This is a genomic window from Shewanella oncorhynchi (genome assembly GCF_030848765.1).
Lineage (GTDB): Bacteria > Pseudomonadota > Gammaproteobacteria > Enterobacterales > Shewanellaceae > Shewanella > Shewanella oncorhynchi.
On sequence record NZ_CP132914.1, the window covers coordinates 4,060,995 to 4,083,585 of the forward strand.

Consider the following 22,591-nt stretch of genomic DNA (forward strand, 5'->3'; position numbering starts at 1 on the left):
TTAGAATAACCTCCAACCGGACTGACTCTGTTTAGGGGCCTTATAAACCCATGTCACGACCACTTTAACTTGCGCGAGCGGTTGCACATCATCATTACGGATAAGACTAAAAGTCGCCGTTTTATCCCCTTCAAAACTATATTGATATTCTTGCATAGCTTTGCCTGTCCAGCAGGTTAACTGGTGCTGACGGTCTGTCAGTATGAGGCAGTACTCGCCGCTCGCGGGTGTCTGCCATCGAAACAATACATCTTGATAGCAAGTTTGCCCTTTATGCAGTGCAATGCAGCGTTCTGGGGTTGCGGTAAAAATAACGGCATCATCCTGACTCCAAGCCAAAAAAGGCGCGCTCAGCATCACTACCGCTAACAATGGATAAAATCGGTTCATGCTCTCCTCCTAAAACACATAGCTAAGAGAAGCATTAAAATACGATGTATAACTCGCTTGATTGAAGGGACTGTCGGTCACTTCTTGGGATAACACATTGAAGCGATACATGGCCCGAAAGACAAAATTTTCACTCAGCGGATAGGCAACCCCTAACTCCATGCCGTAACTGAAAGAGCTATCCGGCCGATACTCAGGAAAGCGTTCAGTGGCTTCTTCCTTACTGATCCCAAAAAGATAGCGATTCAAGGTGGCAGATGAGTAACCTACGCTCCCCAATACGTGAAAATTCCAATTACGAACCTGCCAGGACTTACCCAATCTGGCAGAACTTTGAATACCTTGATCATCATAATAATCAGATACTAACCTATACTGAAAAACATAGTTATCGCCCCAATAACGTGTGGCACGAAAACCGGCACCAACATAGAGAGAATCTTCCGATAGTAGATAAGCATTGCGGCCAACTTCATCCAGCGTACTGGGATCCACATCAGGACGGGACCATGAACCTTGTAAGTTAGCCAATAGCAGTTCTAATGACCAATCCTCTGAGCTCCAAAGATTAAATCCCAGATTAATGCCATCTTGAGATTGATGGATCATCTCAACAAACAGCCCTTTGTACTGGTACATGCCACTGACTAACAGCGACAACTGTGCAGAACCAGAATCCGTTTGCCGAACATCGACTTGATTAATCCCGTAAACACTCATGCCTAGCTCAAAATCACCGCCGTCAGCAAGGCGATTAGTTCCTCCAGTAACACTGCTCGCAATATCTGATGCCGCAGCAGTTCGAGGAAGAATGCTCAGCGTTAACACAAGAAGCCAAAGAATACGCATGCCCATTTAATTCACATTTTTAGTCGTTATTTAGCGCTACATATTACAACAGTTTGTTGCAAGTCACTGCACAACCAGTATCATTTTTACGGCAATTGTGTGTCGGATAACAAGAGAGACCTATATCCCAAACAACTTGAATCCTGCATCTTCAAATTGTTTGGGGATATACACACCTCACATTGAGTTAAGGCACAAATGAGGCTCAAGCTAAGATGAAGTGGCGCAGTTAAGATGAAGTGGCGCAGTTAAGTTAACCGCTGTCAGTCATTGGCACACTGAATTATGGGCTAATGCATTTAAACAACTCGCACCTTAAACTGCTGCATCGTTTCCCTCAATGAATTAGCCTGCTTAGACAGTGACTCGCTGGCTTTAGCTGTTTCGTTAGCGCTGCTGAGTACCAACTCACCCGAATCACGAATCGCATTAATGCGCTCACTAATATCTTCGGCGGTCACGGCTTGCTGCTCGCTTGCGGTCGCGACTTGAGAATTGGCCTGAGTCAGTTCAGTTAAGGCATCTAAAATCTCAAATAGGTGTTGCTTGGCTTGATTAACGAGCAGTGATGACTCACTGATTTGCTTATCGTTATTGGCAAAGGATTCGACTGAGGATTTGGCATCTTTCACGAGTGTTTGGATAAGATCGCTGATCTCCTGCGTGGCCGTTTGACTGCGCGTTGCCAATGCCCGCACTTCTTCGGCAACGACAGCAAAACCACGACCTTGATCTCCCGCCCGTGCCGCTTCAATCGATGCATTCAAAGCTAATAAGTTCGTCTGCCCCGCAATCGCATCGACCACTGAAACAAAGTTGAGGATTTTTCCCGTACTCGCCTGAACCTGTTGAATAAGTTGATTTGAATACTGGGCGCTGGCAACCAACTGCTTCGAGATTTTTTCGCTCGCATCGACAACTTCACAACTTTCTTTCACTTTATGCTCGGCTTGTCCCGCTGAATACGAAGCGGTTTCTGCACTACTCGCCACTTCAGTGATCGTTGCTGCCATTTGGGTCATAGAGGCGGCGACTTGGTCAGTGTTATCCTGCTGCCTCAACATAGCCTCACGATTATTCTCGGCCACCGCATTAAGCTCAGTCACCATAGAGGCAATTTCTTCACTTCGAGCAATCACTTGGCCAACAGTTTTACTTAAGGTCCACGCCATTTGATTCATACTGACGGTAAGTTCGCCTAATTCATCCTTGGAATCGACACGTAACTCTTGGTTAAAGTTGCCCTTTTCCATCATGGCGGCAGAATTACGTAACCGATTGATAGATTTGACCATGTATTGACTGCAAGCGATGCCAATCAATAATCCTATGACTAAAGACACTATCGAAATAATCGTTAAGCCATAAATCGCCCTGAGTTCTTCTTCCTCTGTTACAGAAACTGCAGCTTGAGTCATCAACGCTAAACGTTCTACGAATTGACTTAGCTCAGCATTAAACACATTTTGCGCTTCCTCTAAAGATTCAACCCGCTTAGCTAAAGCTGTATGGTCTTCTTTTTGCTGAATTCCCGAAATAACGGTGCCAAGCAGGACTTTATAATCTGCAAAATGTTGAATGATCGTGTCAATATCTTGATTTAGCTGCTGTGTTTTCTCACGTACTTGAGGAGTTTTAGCGTTTTTTAATGCCTCTCCAAGCATGGTTTGAGTCGAGAGCAACTCCTTGCTAATGTCTTCATTGTGCTGAACTACATCCGCAATAAAAGCCACTAAAATTTGCTGGCTCGATGCGGTTTCAATGTCCGCGGCACGAAACGCTTTTTCTAGAATGACAGAGCTTTCAAGCTGCTTAATGGTGATGTCAGTCGATAGCCTGACTAATGGAATATTCTCTTCTGCAATGCCATGAATTTCCTCCGATACACGCTGCATCTTCAACAGACTAAATCCAGACAAAATCAAGATCAGCACTAACATCACCACAACGAGGGCGATCATCTTATGTTTAATCCGTAAGTCTTTTAAAAACTTCACCATAAAACTACTCTCCAGCAAAACACTGACAACGAAGGACGTCCAATTTAGGATAGTCGGAGTTTTAACTTTCGGTGGATGAATTAAGCGTAAAGTATTAGCTGAATTTAAAAGAGAAACTTAAACATTAGAAAAATCGCATCATAGCTAAGCTCAATGATACGTTAGAGTCAAAAACCGTTTAAGGCGTGCAAAATCATCTATTAGGCAACAGTTTGAACAGACCTTGGTGAAATTAGGCGTTCAATAACACTGTCCGATACCAACGCCTCAACAAACCGCTAAAACTTGCATTCACATGGCAGATCACAGAAGATCCCATGGCCTTTTTCATTGCCCTTAGCCTCGCCCATGACTCAACCTGCATCGCCTACGCCAAATACTGTGACTAACACAGCGACGAATACAATGGCTGACATTGAAACATCCCATGCCTCGGCGAATGCTATGCCTGATACCACAGTGACACTTAGCTCATCAGAGGCATATCAGCAAAATGCTCTGATTCGGTCGCAATTCCCAGCGTTAAATCAAATGCTTGATGGTTATCCCCTATGTTATCTCGACACCGCAGCCACCAGCCAGAAGCCGCAAATGGTGTTAGATGCGATGGCGCAGTTTTACGCTAACGACAATGCGAATGTACACCGTGCTGCACATCAGTTATCAGCGCGTTCGACCTTAAGCTATGAGAAAGTGCGCGATCAGTTGCAGCAATTTTTGAAGGCAAAATGCCGCGAAGAAATCATTTTTACCCACGGCACCACAGAATCAATCAACTTAGTCGCCTTTGGGCTGACAGCCCAATTAAGCGCTGGCGATGTGATATTAATCGACGCCGCCGCTCACCACGCCAATATCGTGCCTTGGCAGGAACTGGCGAAACGCACAGGGGCAATCATTAAACCAATCCCGCTCTGTCAGGATTGCCGCTTAGATATCAACGCCTATAAAACCTTGCTCGAGTTAAAGCCTAAAATCGTCGCCCTATGTCATGTTTCCAACGCCCTAGGTACAGTCAATCCCGTGGCTCAGCTAGTGCAGTTAGCGAAAAAACAAGGTGCCATCACCTTAGTTGATGGTGCGCAGGCAGTGGCGCATTTAACGCTGGATGTGACTGAAATCGATTGTGATTTTTACGTCTTCTCGGGGCATAAAATGTATGGTCCCACTGGTGTTGGCGTGCTTTACGGCCGTTTCGACGCGTTAGATAATCTCGCGCCACTATTAACTGGAGGCGAGATGATTAAACGCGTGAGTTTTGAGGCGACAGAATTTGGCAACCTGCCGAATCGCTTAGAAGCGGGCACACCGCCGATTGCTGAAGTCATAGGTTTGGGCGCGGCCATTACATTTTTACAAACCGAGCTCATGCCGCAGGTTCAAGCTTATGAAGCTGAACTAGTTAACTATTTACAAAGCCAATTGCGCGCACTCGGTGAAGTGCATTTATACGGCGCCTTTGATGACAATATCGGCGTCGTCGCCTTTAATCTTGCCGGTGAACATCACCAAGATGTAGGCATTTTGCTGGACCAACAAGGGGTTGCCGTTCGTTGTGGCCATCATTGTGCCATGCCATTAATGCAGAGCCTGAATCTTAAGGGCTGTTGCCGTGCCTCTATCGGTATCTACACCAATAAAGACGATATCGACCGCTTTATTGCCGCGTTAGCCTCGGTAAAAGACTTGCTGCTGTAATCCAGCATTTAGCCACTGCTCTACCCAACTCATACGATGCTCAAAATAAGTTAGACAGGATTTAGCCCTATGACAGATTCAATCATGCCTATACCAAATGAGGCCGATTTTCACTATTTAGTGCAAGATGCCGAAACCTTACTGGCGCGTTTTACCAATGCCCCTAACTGGCAGGAAAGATATCGCCAAATTATGTTGTTAGGGAAAGACTTACCAAGCTTAAGCCCTGAGCTTCGCATCGAGACCGCTCAAGTAAAAGGCTGCGAGAGTGATGCGTGGATTTATCATCTAGAACAGGCTGGCAGGCACTATTATTTAGCCGACAGCGATGCCCGCATCGTTAAGGGATTGATCGGATTATTGCTTGGTGCCTGCCATGGCAAAAGCCGCGCTGAAATCCAAGCATTTGATCCTACAGCTTACTTCAAACAATTGGGCCTAGAAGGTCAGCTCAGCCCATCGCGCACTAACGGCCTTAACTCACTGGCAAAAGCAATGGTTGAAGCCACTCGATAATCATAACCCGAGGGTTTTCATTTACTGCGACAAGCGATAATTGAAACCACTCGGCAACAACAAATAATCACAACTCTTGCTCAGGGGCAAAGGCCAAAAAAGGGATTTAATCAAAGACTTCTACGCCCTAAAAAGGTATAAAGAAGTTACATTTGCGTTATTGATAGGAACCGAGCATGCCCATCAAGGCAGTCAATCACTACCGTCGTACACTCCTTAAAGGTCTTGGCGCAGCAACTCTGTTAAGTCCACTCGCCAGTTTACCTAGCTTTGCCGCCCAACAAAGGCGGATATATGTCGATGGTTTATCCTTCCTACCCGATGACTTAAGTGATGTAACCGCCGCTAAACTCGATGCCTATCTTTGCGATATTTCGGCTATTGAGACCATAGAACAAGCCGATGGCACTCAAAACTACAAACGCACTTATAAAGCTTGCATGGAAAGCATTAAGCAGGCCGCTAAACGGGTGAGTGATCATCCCGATATTTTGTTGCAAGGCCTGAGGGGACGAGATATTCAACGTGCACGCGACAGCCAGCGCACTGCGGTATACTTTCAAATCCAAGGCGCAGATTGTGTCGAAGAAGACAGCGAAGCTAACCAGTGGGCGCGGGTAGATGAGTTTCATCAACAAGGGCTACGCGTACTGCAACTCACCCACCATTACGGCAATACCTTTGCCGGTGGCGCCTTAGATAATGATGCCAGTGGCGGACTCAATAAACCACTCACGGCCCACGGGCACGAACTTATCGCCAAACTCAATCACGCCAATATCTTGATTGATGTGAGTCACTCCAGCGCTCAAACCGCTTTAGATGTCGCAAAAATCACTAAATCACCCATAGTGCAAAGCCACGGCGCAGCGCGCGGTATAGTAAACCATGCCCGTTGTTCCCCCGATGAAGTGATCCGCGCCATCGGCGATAGCGGCGGCGTATTCGGCGTATTTATGATGAGTTTCTGGCTTACCAATAATGCCGTGCCCACGATTGATGATTATATTCGCCAACTGGAATACGTTATGCGTGTTGGTGGAGTGGACTGCGTGGCAATAGCTAATGACTTCCCGCTCCGTGGCCAAGAAAACCTACTGGCACTGGGTAATGACAACGCCAAAGGCATTAAAGAATATCAAGAATGGTGGTACAGCCTGAGGGCGAAAGGCGTGCTAGGTTTTGATGCAGAGCCAAGGCATGTAGTAATCCCCGAGCTGAATCATATCGATCGCATGAGCCGTATCGACGATGCCTTAGCCAAGGCACGCTTTAAATCTACCGACCGCGACCGTTTTATGGGTGGTAACTGGCAAAGAGTGCTCAACAAAGTGCTACTGTAAATGCCATTGTTTTATCGTCATGTTTAATTTACTTTGTCGATAAATTTACTGGCTTATCAGCTTGTTTCAGTCTTGGATATTCTATGCTGACCACACTCGCTATTTTCAATTATCGCTCTCTGCGTGAAATCGTCTTGCCCCTAGGGCAACTCAATTTGATCACAGGGGCGAATGGCAGTGGTAAATCGAATCTATACAAGGCACTACGTTTACTCGCACAAACGGCGCAAGGCGGCGTTGTCAATGCTTTAGCCCAAGAAGGCGGACTCGATTCCAGCATTTGGGCGGGACCAGAAAACCCCACCAAAAGTATGCTAGCGGGCGACACCGCCATTGAAGCCACCGTCAGGCAAGCGCCAAAACGCCTAAAGCTTGGGTTTGCCGGCGAAGATTTTAGCTATCTTATTGAACTCGGTTTACCCAAACCCGACGCCACCACGCTGTTTGGCTTAGATCCACAAATCAAGCGCGAAGCCATTTGGAACGGGCCTAAATATCGACCCTCAACAGTATTGGTTGAGCGCCGTGGTCCTATGGTGAAGAGTCGCACTGCTGACGGACAAGGCTGGATAACCTTAGGCGCACACCTGCAAACCGGCGACAGTATTTTTACCGAACTTGCCGATCCAGAGCGCTGCCCTGAAGTGCTAAAACTTCGCGATAGTATCCGCGCATGGCGCTTTTACGATCACTTCAGAACCGATGCAGAAGCGCCAGCCCGTCGTCCACAATTAGGTACAGCCACGCCAGTATTGCACCACGATGGGCGCGACCTTGCATCAGCAATTCAAACCATTTTTGAGATAGGTGATAAAACGGCTTTTGACCATGCGGTCAGCGATGCGTTTCCCGGTGCTGAGGTTCGCATTGAACCTAAAGAGGGCGGCATTTTAGTGCTCGCATTTCATCAAAATGGCTTATTAAGGCCACTCAATGCCAGTGAATTGTCGGATGGCACCCTGCGCTATTTGCTGTTAATCGCCGCCCTACTGACCCCAAGACCGCCAGAGCTTATGGTGTTAAATGAGCCAGAAACTAGCCTACATCCCGACTTATTACCTGCGCTTGCACGCTTAATCGCTAAGGTATCGGAAGAGTGCCAGTTGTGGGTGGTTTCCCATGCTAATCGGCTTATCAATGCCTTAAGCCAATTTGAACACTGCAATACCTTGGCCTTAGACAAAACCTTAGGCCAAACGCAGATCCAAGGCCAAGACTTACTCAATACGCCCAGTTGGCTATGGCAGAATCGTTAACCTATAGCCTTAATCAATCGTAAAATACCGCAAGCCATAGGGTTTCTGAACTTATAGAAGTCGAAGCGACTCGATGTTTTTGATGGGGCGGAATCGTTAAGTAATCTCCAGGGGTTAGCGTAACGGGTTCACCTTGTTCAAATTCAAGCGTCGCCTCGCCTTTGAGCAGCATCACCCATTCATGTTGAGTTTGATCGTACCATTGAGCTTCGGGTAGATACCCAAACCACCTGAAGATGCAGGATTCAGCGGGAATTTAACGCACTTTAGGCAAGGCGGCTATTTGCAGACCTAGTGGACTAAGTTAAAAATAGCCAACACGGCATAGAGTGCGTTAAAACCCGCCGGGACGGAGCGCTTAGGGCACTCCACTTCCGTGTTGCATCAATTCAGAAGGTGGCCGACATTCTGTCATTGATGCGCCTTGAATTGAAGCACCCTAAGCGCTCTGAAACTCGTATCTTAAGGTAGCTTGGGTATATTGCCCATTGGAAACGATGCGTTCTATGGTCACAGTGCCATTACCCGCCAGTTTTTCAAACACTTCGGCCGATAAATCTGTGGGTAATTTTGCAAAAAAGTTATCAAGCATTTTGTCTTTATTCCTCTGCTTTTATTAATGTGCCACTCTGATTAAACGGTATTTGGAGCAATCAAGCATTGAGAAACGAATCCATAAACCGCTATGATATGCGCACAGAAATACTCAGTTACCATGAGTATCCCTCAGATAAGCTTATTGTTTTACATATGGATATGGAGATTTCCCCCAATGTCGTTGTTTCGCGCACTCAAAGCCAAGTTATTTCCCTCAAACCAAACTAGCCGCGATCCAAAAGACATTCATCTTCAAACTGAATCACAAACACTCAGCCAAGAACAAGATTTAACGCAGGAGCCGTCAGTCGCTGCGCCGCTATTCCAGCGTCATTTCAGCTTAAAAATCCATGCGACAAAGGCAGACGCGACTTCTTACGAAGAAAATGCCGACCACGGCTTAACTCTCTATCACTACGATACGCCCCAAGTCATAGAACTCTTGGGCTGGGAAAACGTCAATGAATGCTGCGAATTCCACCATACCGAATTCGACCGCCTCGAAATCAGCAATCAATTCCCTTTCCCCGAGCAGAACTTTTGGCTCGACAAGGTAAAAGTGTGCAGTATCACCCCAAAAAAGAACAGCCAAATAAAGGCGTTGTGGCAAGTTGAGCTTAACAATCTCGATACATTATTGATAAGCCACTTTACCCTCGATGCTGACAATATAGTGCAAGGCGATATTCAAGATTACGCCAGCCTAACAGGCCAACTGCACCGCACTTTTCACCAACTCAATACTGAAGATGGTGCGGGTATACTTAGAATCATCACCCAAAGCCCAGGGCTTACCCAAGCCGTCGATTCAAACTATTTTGGCGAACGTAATGGTGTGACCCGCCAATTCAATGCCCTAGGTACCCTGTTATTTGAAGGCAACTTTATTAATGATCAGCAACTTGGAACACAAACGTGGTATGACCATGAGGGCAAGATCAATCAAATAGAAGATCGCCACCCCCAAGGTCAATTTATTCAATACTTTTATGGCAATGGTCAGCTTAAAGAAACCGCCGAACAAGATAGCAATGGCTATTATATCAATACGTTAACTCGCTACTATGAATCTGGACAAATACAGCTGATCCGGCCCTTAGTGCAAGATATTATCCACGGAATTGAAAAACAATATTACCCTGATGGTGCACTAGAAGCTGAAAGATATTACAACCAAGGCTATGAATATGAAGCCGTTTGGTATCATCCCAATGGAGCGATTAAACAAAAAGTGTTTAACGATGTGACGGGCAAAGTCATTGAAGAGTTTTACGACTCAGGTAAGCCTGCATGGCGTGAACCCTTCAATACCGAAGGCCAATTACATGGCGAACATGTAAAATGGTATCCCAATGGTCAACTTGAAGAAAAAATCTATTTTGAGGATGGCAAAGAACAAGGCATGGCCCTTTGGTATCATGACAATGGTCAACTCGCCCTTGAGATCTATCTTGAAAAGGGATTCAGGGAAGGTCTGTTTAAAAGCTATTATAAAAGTGGCGTGCTTTCGGCCGAAGGCCAATATAAAAATAACCTCTCGGTAGCCCCTTTTATTGAATACCACGAAAACCAGCAAATTCAGATGTACTTACCGCACACACAGGGCAACCGTGATGGCACTGCTCGCTGGTTTTATGAAGATGGCACGATACGTACAATTTCTGAATATGAAGTTCGTGATGGCCAAGGCTACCTCAAAGAGTCCAGCTTTTATAATAACAAAGGGATCCTCGAATCCTATCAGAGTCACTCGAATACCCGCTGCGGCTATAATCTTGATAATAATCAAAGGGAATACTATCAAGAAGGTATCGCCGATACTCGCATCGAATACTATGAAGATGGCGCCATTCGCTGGTTACTCACCCGTACGCAAGGGGATTTATTTAGCTCTAAATCCTTGTCCCCTCAAGGTTTAATTTTAGAAACTGGCACAATCCAAATTACTAATGGTCGTTACCTCGATATCGGCCATTGGCAACGTTTTACGCCCCAAGGAAAAGTGTACCGCGAAGCCTGGCTAGATGAACAAGGCCAACTGATAGAAAGCAGTCACTACTTTGATTTTCATGAAAATATAGCAACTCAGGAAGATGAAGAACCTGAATGGGATAGCCCAGAAAATCCTAGTTATGACTATGATGAAGACGATGCTGATGGGCAAAGTAACGGACCAAATAACCGTACGGATGACAGCGAACATCATGCTAGCAATAGTAGAAATAACGCATATTTATCTCGTCAGAAGTATCACGCACCCAATGGCAATACCACGACAAAACAGCGAGAAGATAAAACAATAGCAGTAGATGTCGCCGCTCACACCGAAGAACCCATATTGGCTTATCACTTAAAATTTGATGATGAAAGCAAGCTTTATGCAATGAAACGCTATCATCCCAATCGCCAGATTGCCGAAGAAGGTAATTTACAAATTCAGGGACAGGAGCAATTCTGGGTCGGCATTCACAATCAATACGATGAGCAAGGCAAACTCAAGCTTTCCGAAACCTATACTATGGCGGGCGAACCGATAGAGCACTCCACTAGCACAAGTAGGATAGTGTTAAATTAATCAAGCAGATTTGAATCACACTCGATAGCGAGGATAGGTAAGCCCAGATAAAACTTGGCTTACCTTACTCACATTAACCGTTAGCTTGCGATAACAATTCCAAGCTTGATAGCACTAAATGAATCTAAGTCGCAGCACTAAAACTAAAGTGCAAAAAAACTAAAGTGCAAAAAAACTAAAGTGCAAAAGTGGCAATAGTCTTTTGAATACCCACGACATCCGTGCCACGCTTGAGTTCTTTGACTAAAGGTTCACTCTGGCCTGAGATCCAAATTTTAAGCTCTGCATCCATATCAAAATGCCCTGTCGTTTCCACTTCAAAATGGGTAATAGATTTATAAGGTATTGAATGGTAAATAACCTTCTTGCCTGTAAGTCCCTGCTTATCAATTAAGATCAGGCGTTTATTGGTGAAAATAAACAAATCACGGATCACTTTGTAGGCGAGTTTTAATTCTTCTTGAATGCCCATGATAGGCCTTAATTCCTCGGCTAATTCCTGTAAATCAACCTCAGCAGCATTACCGAGTAAACCGTCTAACAATCCCATTTTAACATCCCTTATTATTGATATTATTTTCAATAAGATATCTGCTCATTACCGCATGTGCAATATAAGGCTTTGATGAAAATATGAGAGTGGCAATGGTGAGAGCAACATCAATGAGAGGTAGGCTGTTGTAGGCGCGCAGATGCAAGCTGAATAGGAGCTAGGAGCATTGCACTCGGGCAATGCTCCTAATGACAAATGTTAAAGGTGTTTCTGGCCTCGCACTTGACGGTTTTCACCGACCACCATCATTTCGCATTTAGGGCAGTCGAATACCAACTTGAGCACATCATTGCCGATTTCAAGCACCATAGGATCGGCCTTGATCCCTGGCACTTCCTTCGGACACAGATTGAAGTTAAAGCGTAGGCAATGCTTAGTGATCATCAATGGCACATCTTCGGTAACGCCATTTTTCTCATAGGTATCTTGGATTTCAATCACGCCATGGCGTTGATAAAAATCCTTGGCCTTTTCGTTGGCAACATTACCTAAGTAACTCAAATGCTTGACGGGATAGACTGCATCTTGATTATGCTTCCACGGCAGTGGACGCACATAGCCTTGCACACGAGCAGCCTCTAGAGCGGCCACACCATCACGGCGCAGACCATTGAGCACAGACGCAGGCAAGAACCAAGCTTGGGCCGTATCGATACTGATGCTACGAGCAACAAAGTCGGTACTGCCGAGCTTACCCAGCTGAGTACGGGTATTTTGTAAGGTCTTATCGACATCAGTCGCAGGCGTCTTCTCGACCGTTAAATTGACTGTGGCGCTTAGGCCATAGATATCCGTCAATGTCAGTGCGAGTCCTTCTTGGGTGTCGCTCAACCGTAAATCGACGCCGATAATCCGTTTAGAAGATTCTTTAGATAACAGGGCTTCGAAGGCTTGGTTATGGTTACGGTACAAAGTCATGCCGACTTTTAAATCCTTTGGCACCTGCAATATATGCAGTTTTAACCCTTCGGCACGGTTAACCCGCAGGCCTTGCAGCTTGTCATCGGACTGCTTTGCCATGGCAAAATTCGCGGGGAAAAACGCTAAGCCATCGCCGTTATTAAACTCATGGCTAGAGCTCACTTGGATAAAGTCTTTACCTATGCTGACCACTTTACCGACTTCTTCGCCTATGTATTTGGGCGAGCGGAAATCTTTAATTCCTTGGCTACGTTCGTTAACAAAGTAATCTGTGCTGCCACGGTTAAAGGTCTTTTCTGGATCGGGGATAAAAGAATGTTCACAGCGGCCGTGGGACGAAGCCTTAAACTCAGGGCGACGCGCCATAATCGCATCCAGCTTTTGGCGATAATGCGCGGTGACGTTTTTAACGTAACTTAAATCTTTTAGGCGACCTTCAATCTTAAACGAGCGAATACCCGCATCGATGAGCGCTTCGAGGTTTTCGGTTTGGTTATTGTCTTTTAAAGACAATAAATGTTCGTTCTGCGCTAACACATCGCCTTGACGTGTTTTAAGATTGCCCGGCAGGCGGCACATTTGCGAGCATTCACCGCGGTTAGCACTGCGGTTACTAAAGGAATGACTCAAATTACATAAGCCACTGTAAGCCACACACAAAGCACCGTGGATAAAGAATTCGAGCTGCATATTAGTATGCGCGGCGACATCACGGATTTGGCTTAAGCCCAATTCACGGGCAAGCACCACCTGAGAAAAACCAACTTGCTCTAAAAACGCCACTTTTTCTGGGCTGCGGTTATCCATTTGGGTACTGGCATGCAGGGCAATCGGCGGCAAATTGAGCTGCAATACACCCATGTCCTGCACAATCAGCGCGTCAGCACCCGCTTCGTACAATTGCCAAATGAGTTTTTCGGCGTCGGCCAGTTCGTTATCCATCAAAATGGTATTGAGGGCGACGAATACCTGAGCATGGTATTGATGAGCATAAGTACACAGGCGCGCGATATCTTCAACACTGTTACCCGCCGTTGCCCGCGCACCAAATGCAGGACCACCTATGTATACCGCATCGGCACCATGGCGTATGGCTTCGATACCGTAGTCAGCATTTTTTGCAGGCGCCAATAACTCAAGACGGTTATGGACGTGAGAAAGATTCTCGGGAGTGTATATCTCTGGCTGGCTCATGGCTTCACAGACTCAAAATGATCGTTAACGAAAAGGACGGGAGTATAACAAAAACTCAAATACAGCTCTATCAGCAAATCATCAACTAATCCGCTTTACTTTTGTCAGCGAGGATAATGGCACAGCCGATCTTTGGGCCTCACACTTGCACCCTCAAGCCGAGCAGAGTATCTTTGCCCCGCATTGACGAATAGGCACTATTTATGACTGATTTTATTTACCAACCACCGACCACTCCTTGGCTCGATATTCTTTATCAAGATAAAGACATTATCGTCATCAACAAACCTTCAGGATTGTTGTCTGTGCCCGGTCGCGACCCCGCCCATTACGACAGTGTCTATACTCGAGTAAAAGCTGAGCATCCCCATTGCCAAATCGTCCATCGCCTCGATATGGCGACCTCTGGTGTGATAGTTGTCGCCCTTATTCGTAGCGCCGAGCGGGAATTAAAACGTCAGTTCCACGATAGAGAAACCAGCAAGACCTATTATGCAAGGGTCGCAGGCCATGTCAAAAATGACACTGGCAGCGTTGATTATCCACTGATCTGCGACTGGCCAAATCGCCCTAAACAGAAAGTCGATCATCTTGTTGGCAAACCGTCTTTGACTCACTACCAAGTAATGAGCCGCGCCAAACGCTCAACGCTGGTTAAACTGATGCCAATCACAGGCCGCTCACACCAATTACGGGTGCATATGATGGCGCTAGGACATCCGATCTTAGGTGATGGTTTTTATGCCGACTCACTGGCAAAATCCTTAGCGCCTCGACTATTGCTGCATGCAGCAGAGCTCACCATCAAACATCCCTACTCGGGTGTCAGTATGACTTTTAGCGCAAAAGTCCCTTTTTGTGAGCCTTTGGGTGAACAATGATCACTAAAATCAAATAATACGGGCAAAATCGGTAGCAATTCCCCATAAAAAAACGTAACTTTATGACAATTCACTACGTTATAGAGAGTTTATTTATGGATACCGCATTTCAGCGCGATCAACTCGATAATCATATCCTCGAAGCCCTAATGCAGGATGCCCGCACCCCCTTTGCCGAACTCGCTAAACGCTTTAGCGTTAGCGCCGGCACTATCCATGTCCGGGTAGAAAAAATGAAGCAAGCGGGGATCATTACAGGTGCGCAAATCACGGTAAACCCTAAAGCCCTAGGCTATGACGTTTGCTGTTTTATCGGTATCAACCTTAAAAGCGCTGGCGATTACCCCGCCGCTATCGCCAAACTCAACGCTCTCGAAGAAGTCGTCGAAGCCTATTACACCACAGGCAACTACAGTATTTTCGTCAAGGTCATGTGCCAATCCATCGACGGCTTGCAACACGTGCTCATCAATCGCATCCAATCTATCGATGAAATCCAGTCGACGGAAACCTTGATCAGCCTACAAAACCCAATCGTCAGAGCGGTTAAACCTTAAACAGGAAAAACAGCAAACACCTACAAACAACATAACAAATACCAAAGTGTGATTAACATCTTTTTTACCGCAAAAGTGTTAACCATACGATACTTTTGTGTTACAACTTCATTGCTACCGCCAAAGAGCGCAGCAGAAACTATAACAATTCAGCTACAGGCACGTTTAATAAAGTGCTGAAAGCATTAATTGACAAGGAAGAAGTTGTGAAGACAAAACTATCGATCGCTATCTCCGCTGCACTACTCTCAAGCGCAGCTATTGCTAACAGTGAATTTACATTTAAACCTTACTCACCCGAGATCACATCTCACGATAAATTTAGCAAACCTAAAGTGGCAACAACAAATTTAGGTGCACCACAACGTTTTATTGTTGAAATGGAATCTCCTGCACTCGCTAAATACCAAGGTGGTATTGGCTCGTTTGCTGCAACAGCTTCAGCAAAAAAAGGTCAAAAAATCAACGTACAGTCAGCTGAAGTAAAAAGCTACGCCAATCATCTTACAAAAGAGCAGAACAATTTTTCTTCTGCTCTAGCTAAAACAGTACCTAATGCAAAAATAGAACGCCATTTTCAAACATTATTTAATGGTGTCACTGTTGTTGGCCAAGGATTAACCGCTGAAAAACTGGCTCAAATGCCAGGTGTTAAATCAGTCTATCCAGAAACCATGTATGAAATAAACATGGATGCTTCTCACCAAGTTATTAATTCCCAAGCAATGTGGGAAGCCGTTTCTGGGATGGAAAATGCAGGTAAAGGAATTAAAGTCGCAATCATTGATGGTGGCATTCGTCCTGAAAACCCCATGTTTACTGACGCTGGCTTTACCGCACCAAGTGGAAATTTACCATCGGATGACTATTGCTCGACTGTTGATGCATCTTTCTGTAATAACAAACTGATCGTTGCGCGTTGGTCGCAACCTACATTCCCTGTTTGCGCTGATGAATACATGAGCCCACTTGGTTTTGGTGGCCATGGTACTCACGTAGCAGGAACCGCCGTTGGCAATAAAGTATCAACAACCTTCAAAGAAATCCCTGTTGAGTTATCAGGTGTTGCTCCAGCTGCTTACTTAATGGTTTATAAAGCTCTTTATAGTAAAGCTGACTGTACTGGTGGTAGTGGTTCAAACATCATGTTAATGGAAGCCTTAGAGCATGCTGTTAATGATGGCGCAGATGTAATCAATAACTCTTGGGGTGGTGGCGCAGGTGGTGACCCAGCCAGCAGCCCATACAAAACCATGTTTGAAGCTGCAGAAGCTGCGGGTGTTGTTGTAGTTAGCGCTGCCGGTAACGATGGTAATGGTCCTCAAACTATTGGCTGCCCAGCTTGTATTGAATCAGGAATAACTGTTGCTAACACTACAACAGGGCGTTTTTTCGCTAATAGCTTTAATACCGGTGGAGGTGATTTACTTGCTATCCCAAGTTCTGATGCTGTGCTCTCAGAAGATGTTACCGCTCCAGTGATTGCGGCCGTTAATTTAGACGCTGAAAATGCTAATGGTTGTGATGCCTTTGCTGCGGATTCGTTCAAAGATGGCATTGCATTGATTTCTCGCGGAACATGTAACTTTTCATTGAAAGCAACAAACGCAAAAGCTGCAGGCGCTAAAGCCCTTGTAGTTTATAACAATGCGGCAGGTGCACCGACGACTATGTCTATGCCTGGCGAACCATTCCCTGCAGTCATGATTACGAAAGATGCAGGTTTAGCTGTAATCGAAGCAATGGGAGATGCTGCAACAACTGGTACTATAGTTGCAAAAACTAAACGCATCATGGTTACTGAACTTGCTGATAACCTAAATAGCACCAGTTCACGCGGTCCTGATGGCAACCAAAATATTCTTAAACCGGATATCGCAGCACCTGGTACCAACATTCTGTCAGCTTTTTCTCCTGATGATGGTGGTGAAGACTTTAATATGATCTCTGGCACCAGTATGGCAAGCCCTCATGTTGCAGGTGCAGCAGCTCTTATGAGCCAACTGCACCCAGAGTGGAGCGCAAATGATATAAAAACGGCTCTCACTTCTACGGCTAAATATGAAGACATTCTCGATGATGATGCAACAACCCCAGCAACTCCATTTGACATGGGTGCAGGTCGCATGGATTTAGATGCTGCAGCCAAGGCAGTATTAACCTTTGACAAACCTTCAATTGCTTCAGACTCTTGCGTTGGTCCATGCACCTTCACTCGTACTGTCTATAACAAAAGCGATGCAACGACATCTTGGAGCTTATCAACTTCATCAGATAGCACAGGCATCACAGTATCCCCCTCTACCTTAGAACTTGCCGCAGGAGCCTCTGCCACGTTTACTGTAACCGTTGACTCAACTTTCGCTGAATATGGCGAGTGGATCTTCGGAAACATATTAATCAACAGCGCGGAAGGGTTACAAAATGCTCATTTACCTCTAGCTGTTTTGGCTAAAGAATCAAGTAATGCATCCTTAATTTCTACACTAACAACCAAAACAGATATTACTGCGAGTGACGTGATCCCATTGGTTGCAACTGTGAACAATAATGTATTTGCAAATACAGTCACAGTAACAGCGCAAGCACCTAAAGGTACTAAACTAACCTCAAAAGATGATGTAAAAGTCAGTTTAGCAGGTGCAACACAAAATGGATTGCAGGTAAATGAAGATTTGGGCTTAGTGACATGGGTAGGCCAACTAAATTTACCTAAAATGGCAACAACCAAAGGTGCTCAAAGATTTCCAAGTATCGTTGGCTTAGGTGTTGTTCCCGTTACTTGCCCTGAAGGCTGTGATGAACAAGCCTTTACTTTTACAGTTCCAAGCTTTAAATACAACGGCGTGAGCTACAGCAAAATAACAATCTCAGACAATGGTTTAGCGATTGTTGGAGGCGGAAGTGCAAGTGGTACTTTTGCAAATAAACAATTACCAGATGGTAGTAACCCAAATAATATCCTTGCTCCATTCTGGTCTGATTTCGACTTATCAGATAAGTCTGTCGGCGATACTGGTGGCGGTGATTTAGCTGTTGGAGTATTCACAGATGGCGCTGGAGTGAAATGGTTAGCTTTAGAGTGGAATAAAGGCCAACTCTATGGCGACACATCAGGTACAGCTTATACATTCAGTGTTTGGATTAGGACAGGTGATACTGAAGAGGTTGTCTTCAACTATATCAATATTCCAAATATACCTGCAAACGTCACTATTGGTGCTGAAAACGTAGGCGGTACTATTGGGACGACTTATAACTTTAATGGTACAGGTGGCAATATTTCTACAGGTGATGCATTAACCTTAAAAAATACAACGGCAGGAAATGTCACTATTAACTACGATGTTACAGCGACATCACTCAATGTTGGACAAGCTGATGTAATTGAAACCAACGAAGAAGCTTTAGTCTCAATTGATGTCTTAAAAAATGATATCAAACCAGATATGAAAGTTGCTCGAGTATCAATTACAGGTGATGGCATTACGGCAAATGCCCAACGCATTATTGATATCATGCCAAAAGGAGCATTAGGCAGCTTAGCTATTGTACAAGCACCTTCACACGGCACTGCTTCAATCAATTCAACAGGTGGAATTGATTATACACCTGCAGAGAATTACTTTGGTCCGGATATGCTTAGCTATACATCTGCAGACGAAGATGGCAATACTGGCGCTGCGGCAATTGTTACCATTGACGTAAAAAATGTAAATGACGCACCAACAGTCGCTCCAGTCGGTTCAACTGGTGTTGAAGGTTCTGTGTTAACAGCAAAAGCTAATGGCGCGGATATAGATCAAGATACCTTGACTTATACTTGGACTCAGACGAGTGGAACTCCAGTGACCTTCACCAATGGTGGAGAGTTAATAAGTTTCACCGCACCTAGTGGAGCACAAGATCTGGTCTTTACAGTAACAGCGTCTGACGGAAAATTAGAAAGCAATCCTAGTACAGTAACGGTTAAAGTAACGGCAAAACCAATACCTCCAGCTAAAAAAGATGATGGCGGAGCATTAGGTTGGTTAACAGCCTTATTGTTACCACTGGCGGCAATGCGTCGTCGTATGAAGTAACGAGTTGTTGACACTAAAAAGGGAGCCTTAATGGCTCCCTTTTTCTATTACGCTCTAAAGAAATATGTCTAGGAACGCAGACCTATTCCGCGCGAGACTAAGTAATACGCTAAGGTCCAAAGTGCGACACAGAAACCGATCATAATGGCGATGGATAATGGCACGCTGATATCGGCGAAGCCTAAAAAGCCATAGCGGAACACGTTGATCATATAGACCACAGGATTGAGTGCCGACACGCCTTGCCAAAATGGGGGCAAGAGTGACAGGGAGTAAAATACGCCGCCAAGGTAGGTTAATGGGGTGAGCACAAAGGTAGGGATGATACTGATATCATCAAAACTCTTTGCAAAAACAGCGTTGATTAATCCACCCAGTGAAAATAACACTGAGGTTAAAAACACTGTCATTACCACTAAACCGGCATGATGCAAGCTAATGTCGACGAAGAACATGGCCACAAGCGTCACTATTAGGCCGACACACAAACCGCGCGCCACGCCGCCACCTACGTAGCCAGCAATCAGCACATAATGGGGCACAGGTGCCACCATCAACTCTTCTAAATTACGTTGAAACTTGGCACTGTAAAATGAGCTAGCAACATTCGAGTAAGAGTTAGTGATCACCGACATCATGATCAAACCAGGGGCGATAAACTCCATATAAGATACGCCGCCCATTTCTCCAATCCGGCTGCCGACTAAGTTACCAAAAATCAAAAAATACAAGGTCATGGTAATCGCTGGCGGGACTAAGGTCTGGATCCAAATTCGCGTAAAACGATTGATCTCTTTACTTAAAATACTTTTAAAGGCAATAAAGTAGAGCTGATTCATGCTGAGGCTCCCTGAGTTTTCTTCACGAGTTCGACGAAGAGTTCTTCTAACCGATTAGACTTGTTACGCATCGATAGCACTTCAATATTGGCTGCGCTCAATTGGCTAAAGACATCGTTAAGATTATGCTCTTTCGCTACATCCACCTCTAAGGTATGAGAGTCGGTTAAGCGACAAGTCATACCATCGAGTACTGGTGCTGTTGCTGTATCGTGACGCAGATCGAGAATAAACGTCTCCATATTCAGCTTACTCAGCAACGCCTTCATGCTAGTGCATTCCACTAAAATACCTTTATCGATAATGCCGATATTACGGCAAAGCATTTCCGCTTCTTCAAGGTAATGAGTGGTCAGGATGATCGTCACGCCCTGCTGGTTTATTTGTTTAAGAAACTCCCACATAGAGCGGCGCAGTTCAATATCCACACCTGCGGTAGGTTCATCTAAAATCAATAACTTAGGTTCGTGCATCAGGGCGCGAGCAATCATTAACCGTCGCTTCATGCCACCGGATAATTCCCGCGAAGGGCTATTGCGCTTTTCCCACAGATCCAGTTGGCTTAAATATTTTTTGGCACGCTCAAGGGCAACCGGTTTTGGCACACCATAGTAACCCGCTTGATTCACCACAATTTGCAGCACGGTTTCAAACTGGTTGAAGTTAAACTCTTGTGGTACTAAACCAATGCAGAGCTTGGCGTGTTCTAGCTGCTTATCAATATCATAATCAAAGACTTTGACCGTACCTGAACTCTTCTGCACTAAGGAGCTAATAATACCAATCGTGGTGGATTTACCCGCACCATTGGGGCCGAGCAAGGCAAAGAAATCCCCTTGATTGACGGTGAGGCTGATACCTTTGACCGCTTCGACGCCGCCTTTATAGGTTTTTTTAAGCCCTTCGAGTACCAGAGCATGGGTAATATTCGCCATATTTGTACCGATCCTTACACATTAGAAAGTAATAAGATGGTGCTAAAAAACACAATTACAATGATGGGTTGCAGAACTAACGCAAAAAGTTAGCTAATTGATTGAAAAACCAATCTTTAATGATTCAATTATTTATACTATTTTTTATATAGCCGTAAAAAGCAAAACTCCCGCCTGTTGCGGGAGTTTTAAACGATATCGGACACTTAATCGAGTGGCACGACTTTCGCGATATAAGGTAGATTGCGATATTGCTCTGCATAATCAATACCATAACCCACGATAAACTCATCAGGGATAGTGAAACCGATAAAATCGACCTTCACATCCACTTCACGACGTTCAGGTTTATCCAGCAGGGTGCACAGGGCCAGACTCTTAGGCTCGCGCAGTAACAGCATCTCGCGCACTTTGCTTAAGGTGTTACCTGAGTCAATCAAGTCTTCCACAATCAATACATCGCGACCGGCGATATCTGATTGCACATCTTTCAGCACTTTCACATCCCGTGAGCTGGTCATAGTATTGCCATAACTGGAAACCGACATAAAATCGATTTCAACATGGCCTTTAATGCGGCGACACAGGTCAGCCATAAAGACCACTGAGCCTTTTAACAAGCCTACCATCAGCAGACGTTCGCTGTGGGCATAATGGGCATTGATTAGCTCTGCCATTTGATCCAATTTCTGGCTTATCTCTTCTGCAGAGATCATCACTTCGGTGGTGTGTTTCATATAAGTCTCAATTGTCGAGGTCGCGGTTAGACTGTTTGTCATAACCCCAGCGACTCGTTAATGCATGGTCAACGCCCAAATGATCGAGAATTCGAGCGACCATGAAGTCTACCAGATCTTCTACCGATTTGGGATTGTGATAAAAGCCGGGTGCAGCGGGCATAATGGTCGCGCCGAGGCGAGAAAGGCTTAACATATGCTCTAAGTGTATGGCACTAAAAGGAGTTTCCCTAGGTACTAGGATAAGTTGGCCGCGCTCTTTAATCACCACATCGGCGGCGCGTTCGAGTAAATTATTACTCATTCCGGTAGCAACTGCCGCTAACGTCCCCGTAGAGCAAGGACAAATCACCATTTGTTTAGGTGCAGCGCTACCCGATGCAGGCGGCGAAAACCACTCATCTTTGCCTAATACCACTAACTCGCCAGCAATAATCACGCCTTTTTCGTGCAGCAAAGCCAACAGCTGGGCATGGGCTTTGTCACTGTTGGCGCTTAACTGTAAGCCGTGTTCCGTCGCCAATACCACTCGAGCTGCACTGGAGATCATCAAAAACACTTGATATCCCGATACCAACAGACACTCGAGTAACTTAAGCCCATAGGGAGCACCCGAGGCACCTGTCCAAGCTAAGCTAATCGCCTTAGTCGACTTTGCGTAGGCCATC

General features: G+C 45.3%; 19 protein-coding genes. 8 read left to right on the plus strand and 11 right to left on the minus strand.

Going from position 1 to position 22,591, the window contains the following annotated elements; translation table 11 throughout:
- The 3 genes from RA178_RS18030 to RA178_RS18040 form a co-directional block, all read right to left on the minus strand.
- A complete protein-coding gene (locus RA178_RS18030) occupies positions 1–390 on the minus strand; it encodes a DUF3019 domain-containing protein (protein ID WP_113939788.1) in 390 nt (129 codons plus the stop codon).
- 9 nt (positions 391–399) lie between these two features.
- A complete protein-coding gene (locus RA178_RS18035; protein ID WP_306685424.1) occupies positions 400–1,239 on the minus strand; it encodes a MipA/OmpV family protein in 840 nt (279 codons plus the stop codon).
- Positions 1,240–1,538: 299 nt separating this feature from the next.
- Positions 1,539–3,239 (minus strand): methyl-accepting chemotaxis protein, encoded by a 1,701-nt coding sequence (locus RA178_RS18040; RefSeq protein WP_306683150.1) that lies wholly within the window; start codon positions 3,237–3,239, stop codon positions 1,539–1,541.
- A gap of 348 nt (positions 3,240–3,587) precedes the next feature.
- Here RA178_RS18040 and RA178_RS18045 point away from each other — a divergent pair, with 348 nt between their 5' ends.
- From RA178_RS18045 to RA178_RS18060, 4 genes are all read left to right on the plus strand, one after another.
- The gene (locus tag RA178_RS18045; protein ID WP_306683153.1) at positions 3,588–4,937 is read left to right on the plus strand and encodes a cysteine desulfurase; all 1,350 of its coding nucleotides are present in this window, start codon (positions 3,588–3,590) and stop codon (positions 4,935–4,937) included.
- Between the two features lie 69 nt (positions 4,938–5,006).
- On the plus strand, positions 5,007–5,453 hold the full coding sequence (locus RA178_RS18050) for a SufE family protein (protein WP_306683155.1): 447 nt from the start codon (positions 5,007–5,009) through the stop codon (positions 5,451–5,453).
- A 176-nt stretch (positions 5,454–5,629) separates the two neighbouring features.
- The gene (locus tag RA178_RS18055; protein ID WP_173246658.1) at positions 5,630–6,796 is read left to right on the plus strand and encodes a membrane dipeptidase; all 1,167 of its coding nucleotides are present in this window, start codon (positions 5,630–5,632) and stop codon (positions 6,794–6,796) included.
- A gap of 83 nt (positions 6,797–6,879) precedes the next feature.
- Positions 6,880–8,052: an AAA family ATPase gene (locus RA178_RS18060; RefSeq protein ID WP_306683157.1), complete on the plus strand. Its 1,173-nt coding sequence runs from the start codon at positions 6,880–6,882 to the stop codon at positions 8,050–8,052.
- Positions 8,053–8,065: 13 nt separating this feature from the next.
- Here RA178_RS18060 and RA178_RS18065 read toward each other — a convergent pair whose 3' ends face one another.
- Positions 8,066–8,308, minus strand: a complete 243-nt coding sequence (locus RA178_RS18065) for a cupin domain-containing protein (protein WP_306685425.1) — start codon at positions 8,306–8,308, stop codon at positions 8,066–8,068.
- Between the two features lie 183 nt (positions 8,309–8,491).
- Positions 8,492–8,644 carry a cupin domain-containing protein gene (locus RA178_RS18070; RefSeq protein WP_371134945.1) on the minus strand — a complete coding sequence of 51 codons (153 nt, stop codon included), beginning with the start codon at positions 8,642–8,644 and terminating at the stop codon, positions 8,492–8,494.
- A gap of 180 nt (positions 8,645–8,824) precedes the next feature.
- Here RA178_RS18070 and RA178_RS18075 point away from each other — a divergent pair, with 180 nt between their 5' ends.
- Entirely contained in the window at positions 8,825–11,224 is a 2,400-nt protein-coding gene (locus RA178_RS18075; RefSeq protein WP_306683159.1) for a toxin-antitoxin system YwqK family antitoxin, read from the plus strand.
- A gap of 175 nt (positions 11,225–11,399) precedes the next feature.
- Here RA178_RS18075 and RA178_RS18080 read toward each other — a convergent pair whose 3' ends face one another.
- Both RA178_RS18080 and RA178_RS18085 read right to left on the minus strand, forming a co-directional pair.
- Complete coding sequence (locus tag RA178_RS18080; RefSeq protein WP_306683161.1) at positions 11,400–11,774, minus strand: PH domain-containing protein; 375 nt, start codon at positions 11,772–11,774, stop codon at positions 11,400–11,402.
- Positions 11,775–11,975: 201 nt separating this feature from the next.
- Positions 11,976–13,892: a peptidase U32 family protein gene (locus RA178_RS18085; RefSeq protein ID WP_173497295.1), complete on the minus strand. Its 1,917-nt coding sequence runs from the start codon at positions 13,890–13,892 to the stop codon at positions 11,976–11,978.
- A 203-nt stretch (positions 13,893–14,095) separates the two neighbouring features.
- Here RA178_RS18085 and rluA point away from each other — a divergent pair, with 203 nt between their 5' ends.
- From rluA to RA178_RS18100, 3 genes are all read left to right on the plus strand, one after another.
- Positions 14,096–14,773 carry a bifunctional tRNA pseudouridine(32) synthase/23S rRNA pseudouridine(746) synthase RluA gene (gene rluA / locus RA178_RS18090; protein WP_306683164.1) on the plus strand — a complete coding sequence of 226 codons (678 nt, stop codon included), beginning with the start codon at positions 14,096–14,098 and terminating at the stop codon, positions 14,771–14,773.
- A 95-nt stretch (positions 14,774–14,868) separates the two neighbouring features.
- Entirely contained in the window at positions 14,869–15,330 is a 462-nt protein-coding gene (gene asnC / locus RA178_RS18095) for a transcriptional regulator AsnC (protein WP_006080290.1), read from the plus strand.
- A 206-nt stretch (positions 15,331–15,536) separates the two neighbouring features.
- Positions 15,537–19,412, plus strand: coding sequence for a S8 family serine peptidase (locus RA178_RS18100; protein ID WP_306683170.1), 3,876 nt, complete (start codon positions 15,537–15,539; stop codon positions 19,410–19,412).
- A gap of 68 nt (positions 19,413–19,480) precedes the next feature.
- On the opposite strand, the gene RA178_RS18105 is transcribed toward RA178_RS18100, so the two are convergent.
- The 4 genes from RA178_RS18105 to RA178_RS18120 all read right to left on the minus strand — a co-directional run bounded on the left by RA178_RS18105 (position 19,481) and on the right by RA178_RS18120 (position 22,590).
- The gene (locus RA178_RS18105) at positions 19,481–20,251 is read right to left on the minus strand and encodes an ABC transporter permease (RefSeq protein ID WP_006080287.1); all 771 of its coding nucleotides are present in this window, start codon (positions 20,249–20,251) and stop codon (positions 19,481–19,483) included.
- Complete coding sequence (locus tag RA178_RS18110; RefSeq protein ID WP_263167568.1) at positions 20,248–21,186, minus strand: ABC transporter ATP-binding protein; 939 nt, start codon at positions 21,184–21,186, stop codon at positions 20,248–20,250. Before RA178_RS18110 ends, RA178_RS18105 begins: the two co-directional genes overlap by 4 nt.
- A gap of 206 nt (positions 21,187–21,392) precedes the next feature.
- Entirely contained in the window at positions 21,393–21,923 is a 531-nt protein-coding gene (gene hpt / locus RA178_RS18115; RefSeq protein ID WP_028761726.1) for a hypoxanthine phosphoribosyltransferase, read from the minus strand.
- Positions 21,924–21,930: 7 nt separating this feature from the next.
- Positions 21,931–22,590, minus strand: coding sequence for a flavin prenyltransferase UbiX (locus RA178_RS18120; protein WP_028761725.1), 660 nt, complete (start codon positions 22,588–22,590; stop codon positions 21,931–21,933).
- Position 22,591: the final 1 nt, after the last annotated feature.